This is a genomic window from Porphyromonas miyakawae (genome assembly GCF_045865415.1).
Taxonomy (GTDB): domain Bacteria; phylum Bacteroidota; class Bacteroidia; order Bacteroidales; family Porphyromonadaceae; genus Porphyromonas; species Porphyromonas miyakawae.
The window spans coordinates 112,806-121,148 of record NZ_BAAFSF010000002.1; the positions used below are offsets into that span (position 1 = coordinate 112,806).

General features: G+C 47.7%; 2 protein-coding genes. Both read right to left on the reverse strand.

Annotated elements, in window-relative coordinates; all coding sequences use genetic code 11:
• Positions 1-137 precede the first annotated feature (137 nt).
• Positions 138-6,242 (reverse strand): helicase-related protein, encoded by a 6,105-nt coding sequence (locus ACLWMH_RS05320; RefSeq protein ID WP_411915711.1) that lies wholly within the window; start codon positions 6,240-6,242, stop codon positions 138-140.
• A gap of 430 nt (positions 6,243-6,672) precedes the next feature.
• Positions 6,673-8,343: type IA DNA topoisomerase (locus ACLWMH_RS05325; protein ID WP_411915712.1), on the reverse strand; the 1,671-nt coding region annotated here is incomplete at its 5' end.

The window sequence follows — 8,343 nt, forward strand, 5'->3', positions numbered from 1 at the left end:
ATCAATAATGTCAAGTATAGACCAGATCTTACTTGACATTATTAATATGAACATCACAAAAATGCAGAAATCGCCTTGATGCGACCTTGGAAATATTTGCAAAATGTCCAAGGTGAAGTAGTGATAGCCAATTCATTTTATCTCCACTTAGGGCGATAGCCGTTCTTGGGAGAGTCGTTGTCGGGATTTTGAGATTGACTCTCTTGTGGCTTTATGGTTGCTTGCTCAGAAACTCGGAGCGACTGCGAAGGTTCTTCACTGGCTTGGTTAGACTGTCGCTGTTCATATGCTTCTTCGGACTCAGAAGGTGGAGCAATAGTAAGGGCAATCTTTCTATCCAGCTCGGCAGCTTGGGCTTTGAGAGAACGCAAATCCTCCTCCTTCTTCCACGAGTTATTGGCAATGGCGGTGTAGACCTCCTTATTTGCTGAAACCTTTGCTATCTCCTTCTCGTGAGATTCAATCACCTTGGGAATGCGCTCTAAAGCATTGAAGAAGTTCAGACAAGCCAACTTAGGATCATTTGCCAATTTGCCGTTATTGTAGGTGTAGTAAATACTCCCCTCGCCCTTTACGAAGAAGCGGTTCACCGATAGGTCAAATAAGTTCTGAGAGGAACTTTCCGTCTTGACCATAACAGAGAAGCCATAAAGCTCTCCAATCTTGTTGTACTCACCATTGGTACGAGCCTTTTCTTCTATCTCTTGAAGACGATGAGCAATCTCTTTGATGTCAGAACAATCCTCTACGCCTTTAATTGAAAGTCGATTGAGTGGGTTGCCTTCAGCATCTCGTTCCACTCGTTGCTCAAAGCAAGCTAAGTCTTTCTTCGCCTCTTGTATCTTGCCTGTGTGATAAGAGAGCGAATGATCAATCTCAGCCAACTTACCTACAGCTCCATTTCGCTCACGAAGAAAGTTCTTACGTTCTGATTCTAATGCGGTAATCTTCTTGTCTAGCTTTGCCTTTTCCAAAAGGTCTGTATTGCCCGACAGCACAGCCACATACTCTGAGAAGTTCATACCACTATCTTCATCCATTGAACCTTCATCGATGGTACGCATACCGAGTTGATTGCTCTTCAACTGATTGATGAAAAGCTGCTTGTTGTGTAGCAGGTTGAACTTATAGCTGTCCAACGAACGCTCCACTGCATATATAATCACATCGACCTTGTTGTCGGCAAACTCCTTGGCAACCAAATTGCCCTTTCGGATAGCTCGTCCGTTGCGTTGCTCTAAGTCTGACGGTCTCCAAGGGGTGTCAAGATGATGTATAGCCACAGCTCGTTGCTGGGCATTGACACCCGTGCCCAACATAGATGTAGAGCCGAAGATGATACGTATATCGCCCCTATTCATCGCTTCCACCATCGCTTTCTTCGCTTTCTCATTCTTGCACTCTTGAATGAAGCGAATCTCGTGAGATGGGATGTGATACTCCTCTACCAACTTACGCTTAATCTCCGAGTAAACATTCCACTCGCCTAGCTTGTAAGTACCCAAGTCACTGAAGACAAACTGTGTTCCTTTCTGCTCGTTATACTTCTGATAGTAGTTATTGAGGAGCTTGGCACAGTGGCTGGCTTTGTTGTCTATATGGTCCGAATACTTTTCTAGGTCTATCATTCGCATATCCAAGCTCATCTTCCGGGCATAGTCCGTTGCGATTAGCATCTTGGCTTTCTCTTCCTTTTCCGATAGCTCATCTCGTCCTAAAAGGGTTGCATCCCCTGTCTTGGCGAACTCCATCAACTTGCCGATAAACTCTTCCTGCTCGGGCGTGGGCGGTATGTTATGCAATATCTCGTTCTTCTCTGGACGGTCGATGCCGATATCCTTAGCGGTACGATAGTCACAAATCTCCGCATAGAAGGCTGCCAGCTCTGGAACCTTGATGAAGGTTCTGAAGCGTTCCTTCTGTATGATGTCATTGGTGATGGAGAACTCGTAATCGGTAGACTTCTTCGCAAAGACAGCAGCCCAAGCATCAAAGCTATTGATGCCTTGCTTTTCGAGTGCTTGAGGACGTAGGTACTTGAAGAGCAGATAGAGCTCTGTGAGTGAGTTGCTGATGGTCGTGCCACTGAGAAAAGTAGCTCCTAAGTCTTTACCCGACCGCTCCTGAATGGTACGTATGGCAAAAAGCATATTGAGTGCACGCTGTGACCCTTCTGGATTACCTAAGCCAGAGACTCGGTCGTGACGGGTGTTGAACATCAAGTTCTTAAACTGATGACTCTCGTCCACAAAGAGGTGATCGATACCCATCATTTTGAAGTCCACTGCATCATCCTTACGCTCAGCAATGCTATCTTGAATGCCTTGTAGTTTGGCTTCGAGGGTCTGCTTTCGCTTCTCCAATCCCTTGAGCATCGCTCGGGAAATGTCTGCCCCTTGCTGACGAAGGACTTCTAGGTTTTCCTCTATAGAGTCTTTCTCCTTTTGCAAGATTACCTCTTGTATCTCTAGAGCTTGAGGTATCATCCCAAACTGCTCATGGGTCAATATGATGCAATCCCAATCGTTGTTCTTGATGTCGTTAAAGATGCGTTGGCGGTTTTGCTTATTGAAGTCGTTCTTGCCTGGATAAAGAACTCTAGCATTGGGATAAGCCTTTCTAAAAGTGTCGGCAATATCAAAGACATTTGCTTTTAGTCCGATAATCATCGGCTTGTTTGCTAAGCCCAAGCGCTTCATCTCATAGGCTGCTGCACACATGATGAGGGTCTTACCAGCCCCTACTTCATGGTCACAAATACCCCCGCCATTGGTTTTGAGCATCCATACGGCATCCTTCTGACTCTTATAGAGGTCAGAGATACCTAGTCCTTTCAGATTTAGGTCGGGAAAGGATTGATGCGCACCGTCAAAGTTGGGGCGCACGAAGCAGTTAAATAGCTTATTATATCTGTCGGATAGTTGTTGCTTAAAGCTCTCTGGCGTTCTGCCTAGCCAATCCACAAAGCCCTGACGTATCTCCTCTATCTTAGCATTAGCCATCTGTATCGCATGTCCATCACGTACTTTGATAGTTTTCGTTTCGCCTGTCTCTAGATCTCGTACCTCTTTGTTTTTATTGATATCGGGGATGGTATTGTGTAGCGCATGCTTTAAGAGATTAAGTCCATCATAGCGTCTGAACTCTCCCTGCACAGCATACTTATGCCAAATGTTGCCATTGCGTCTATCACATTGCAAAACATATTCATCCATCGTACTCTGATAGGAGACGGTGATCTCTGTCTCAAAGAACTCTGAGGCAAAGGCGCTATAGACTTTAGCCGGTATCCACCGCTCCCCAAGATTGAAGTCAAGATCAGCAAAGGGTATCGGTGTAGGTGTGGCAGCCCGTAGGGCAGCTAAGCTTTGCTGTGCTTCTTCATGATCGGGATGTTCTAGTAGCCACGACTCAATCTGCTCGCTCTTCTCTATTACATTGCCTGAGATAAACTTGTCTGCCACTTCGTAGCCATCTACTTCTGGATTGTAGTAGATACGTCCCTCTAGAGCTGAGATAATGTCACTCTCCTCCATCTCAGGGAGGAGCGAACTCATATAGTCTAGCTCCACAGAGCCATACTTATTCAGAGAAGAGACGAGAGCTTCCGTGGGGTCGGCAGCTACTGTCACCTCTGTAGTGGCAAAGACGGTAGGATGGTCAAATATGTCTGCCTTGATGTATTCCCCCTTATCGGATCGCTCTAAGAAGAGTATCTCGACCCCAGTTGCGTCCATCTTGATGAGGTCTGTATTGCTCTTCTGATTGAGATACCCCCAGCGACTGACGAAGTCGTCATAGAGCCGATTGAGTTTTATACGCTCCTCGCTATCCTCACATCTATTGTTCGCTTCGTAGTCGTATAGCCGATGGTAACTTTCTCGTATCTCGATGTACGCTTTGAGCTTGGTTAGGCGCTCATAGGGCAAGTCCATCGGATGAAAGGTAGGCTGTCGCTTCAGATTCGAGAGATACCCCACTTGTCCATTTTGCAGCACGATCGACCCATCTCGTAGATGCGAGTCGGGCAAAGAGAGGAATGGACGAGGTGAAGCATCAAACGACTTCTTAACCTCTGTAACTGGCTGTACTTCTCTCTCCACTTCTGCAAAGTCAAATAGAGATGGCTGCTCGATTGAGGAGAGCTTAGTACTTATTCTTGCTCTTGGACGCTTTACTGAGCTTTGCTTGGGCTTAGAAACTGTCTGTTGCTTATTGACCTCTTTGATCTCCTTGTTAACACGAGCGACCTCCTGCGTCCAAAGTTCGTACTCTTCGGGAGCAAATAAATAACCCGCTTGTTCCAGACCGACATCTGTAGTATCCATCACGGGATGATGGTCGTCATCAAAGTAGACCATCTGTCCGCCCATCTCTCGTGGGGCTTCTAGGTCTGTACGTATATCCGCTTCGTATTGATGCTGTAGCGTTAGAGCTGGCACACCTTTGGGTGCTGGTTCTAACATTGAAGAGACTTGCTCCTGCTGGGTGGGTTCTACCAATTCACTCTTTTCGATGGAGTTGACGGAAGTTCCCTCTGAAGGGGACTTATCCACGACCTCTTCCGTTTGGGTTTCTGTTTGTACCACCTCTTTGCTATACCGTCCTTGGACAAGCTCCTCTAGCTCGGCTATCTTATGCAATGCTGTAGGTGAAAAGTGAAGGTCACGCTCAATCCCCAAGCCATGTATCTTAACCTCTTTCATTTCGTCCAAGGAGATATAACCGAGCTCCCAACCGTAACCCATTGTAACTGCTCCGAACCCAAGACGTTCTTCTGGATTGTACTCTAAGAGGTAGGCTGTATAGGCACCCAGCGGGAAGAAGTATCGGACATAAGCTATACGATCGCCAATAAGTTGCTTCTCGGTGTCATATAGTTTGGGGAGTTGTCCCTTGATGCTATCAGGCATTAGAGCATAAGCGTTGTCTGTTTCTTGCTCCTCGTCTACTTTAGGCTCCACCCCAGGCAATCCGACCGTTACGCCCAGCTTACGCAATTGCTTCTCGGCTTCATTCTGTCGCTCCTCCTCGCTCATCGCTATTCCCGTCTCATAGAGCTTGCGGTCAAAACGTGCTGTCACATCTTGTGTGAGCTGTATTCGGAGACTCTCAGCCATATCCTCCATAGTTCCCTCAAAGCGATATTTCCAAGCTGGCTTGCCGTAAGGGTCTCTACCCAGCTCACGACTGGTAGCTATGGTGCGAGGTGCCACATCATCCCACGAGCCTTCGAAAAGTGAGTTGTGGTTGAATGCCATAGTAAAACCATCCCCCTTGGGTACGGCGACTGTCTGAATAAACTGCTTCTCCAGGCCCTCGCCAATCTCTTTGCCTGACTGCTTTTGCAAGACAATCAAGTCGCTTCCGACTTCAGTTCCTGCTTGCTCGTTAAACATACCTGATGGCAGACGGATAGCAGAGATGAGTCGGCTGTTTTGCATCAGATAGCGTCTGATTGGCTCATTTAGAGCTGCATCGAGTACGCCTTGTGAAGTGATAAATGCAATGAGACCACCCTCTCTAGTACAGTCCAAGCCCTTTACGAAGAAGTAATTATGAATGGCTCGTGTTGACTCCTTTTTGAAAAGATCATTCCCCCTACTATACTCACGGTCATAGACCATAAAGTCTCCAAAGGGGATGTTGCTGGTTACAAGGTCATACTTCTCCGTCTCTTCTAGGGGTGCTATCGCTTCAAAGGGTTCATTTCGCACGAAGATGTTGCCCTCGCCATAAGGGTGCAACGCTTGACTGATGCGAGCCGTGAGCAGATCTTTCTCCAAGGCATCAACAATGCCCGTCTGCTTGGCAAATGTTTCGGCAAAAGCCCCCATCCCCGAGGAGGGGTCAAGGCACCGTTTGAGCGTTGCACCACTTGTTGCGAGAGCATCTGAAATAGCAGAGACGATACGTCTATCTGTATAAAATGAGGTGAGCACACTCGCCTTGATGCTCTCCCAATACCGCTTAGCGGTGTGAGCATCGACCGCTTCCCGATAGATCATCTGCTTGAGCTGCTGTGTCGGAGCAAAGAGTTCTTGCTCCGACTTACTCCAATAGCGGATGTCCGCTGGTGTGTCTGTGCGGTTCAACACGCACTTCAGACCTCCGAAACCTTGGTAGCCACGCAAGATGCGTTTCTCTGCTTCGGTAGCCAGACGATGCTCTTTTTCTAGTCGTAGCACCACACGGATTGCTTCTGCATTCGCTGCCAAAACTGCTTTCTTGTTGTATGCCATAGAGGTACTCTGTTTGTTGATAATAAGTTGTCAGCCATGCTGGGAGGAAATCAATCCCACGAAATGGATTGAGATACCTTCCACAAGAATGGAAATACGATTACTTGATGTCTTTGTTCTTCACGTGAATTGGTGGAGTCTCGTCTGAGTGGAAATGTTGCCCCCCGTCACTCCACAGTTTCATCCGTATGGGAAAAGTTTCCCATAGGCTTGGCACGGGAGTTTCTTCCCCATGAAACTGCAGTTTCTCCTAGATGAAACTAGAGTTTCCTACGTATGAAACTGTAGTGCCAAAGCGTATTGGCACTGCCTCTATCCGCTAAGAAACTACAAAGGCTATCCAAATGGCTTCCTATTAACTACGATAGAACATGTGGGGAGTGTCGTGAGAGATAGTTGTGGCCCTGAGCTAGGTCGCTTGTGCGGACTATCACTTCTTTCTCTTTTGCTCGAATTCAAATTTGGTAGAACTATCCTCTTGTAGAACCAATCGGGCATTGAACTTCTTACCAGCCTTGCTCGTCAAACCTTTCAAGATGGGGGTACGTCCCTTGGTTATGAGGTCTAGGATATTCTCTTCGGAGAGATACGTACCGCATACTTCACGGAATATGTGGAAATCACAATCATCATTCTTGCATCTCGCCACCTTGGCATAGATCCCCACACTCTCACGACCACACTTAGGGCAGTGATATGTGGGGTAGCTTTGCTGTCTAGATGCAGGGGCGAGGGAGAGCAACTCCTCGCAAATGGTGGAGACGTAGGAGTTGATGCCTTGTGCAAACTTACCAGCATCCATACTTCCTGCCTCGATTGCTGCTAACGCCACCTCCCATGCTCCTGTCATCTCAGCATTGGCAATGCGTTTGTCTTTAACGATTTCATAGACGGCTAATCCTTTCTCCGTTGGGACTATGCTCTTCTTCTCCCTACGGATATAGTCACGCAGGATGAGTGTCTCAATGATGTTGGCTCGTGTGGCAGGTGTGCCTATGCCACACTCTGCCAAAGCCTTTTTACTTGCAACATCCTCTACCTCCTTGCCTGCATGCTCCATAGCAGAGAGCAGAGTTGCTTCTGTATAGAGTGGCTTAGGTTTGCTCTTTTGCTCGATTATGTCTGCTTGTTGCAGGGGTAAAGTTCGCCCCTCGGTCAAGTTGGGCAAAGAGGACACAAGTGGCTCGTCCTCCTCGCTCTCTTTATGCTCTTGAGGAGTGGCACTCTGTACAGATTTCCAACCCAAAGAGACTTGACGGCACGCTTTCCAAACATAGCTGTTGGTCTCGTCCTTGAGTACTACCTGCATACGCTCCTCTTCTGAGTTTGCCGAGAAGGCTTCTGCGAAGCGGGTAACGACCATTTGATAAAGCGTGGTCTCATCTACCGACAATACCGATGCGGTTTCTCCTGTGGGGATAATGGCATGGTGGTCGGTAACTTTGCTGTCATCTACGGAGTGGCGATTCAGCTCTTGGGGTAATGGTGTGCCAATCTTGCGAAGGAGGTCGGGAACTTCCTCAAAAACATCTTCACTGATATATCGGCTACCCGTACGGGGATAGGTGGTGAACTTCTTCTCATAAAGCGACTGTGCGAGGGTGAGGGTCTTATCTGCTGAGAAGCCGTAACGTACATTAGCCTCCTTTTGCAGAGCGGTCAGGTCATACAAGAGGGGTGGAGCTGTATGCGTTACCTTTCTTGTGACCTCTGTGACCGTAAGCGAGCCGATACTGCGTAATGAAGTGAGAGCAGTTTGGGCAGCAGCTTCATTATCAAAGTTCTGTAGGCTCACGGCTTTGATGGATAAGCCCTCGTCCTCTATCGTCGCAGTGAGTTTCCAATAAGGAACAGAGGTAACGTCTCTATGCTCCATATAGCGATGACACACCATTGCCAAAGTTGGAGTCTGCACTCGTCCTAGTGAGTAGCCTCCACGGTAAGCAATGGAGAGAGCTCGGCTGGCATTGATTCCCATCAACCAGTCAGCTTCTGCTCGTGCTTGGGCTGCGTAATAGAGATGGTCATAATGACTCCCGGGCTTGATATTCGCTAGACCCTCTCGGATAGCTTTGTCAGTGAGAGAGGAGATCCATAGGCG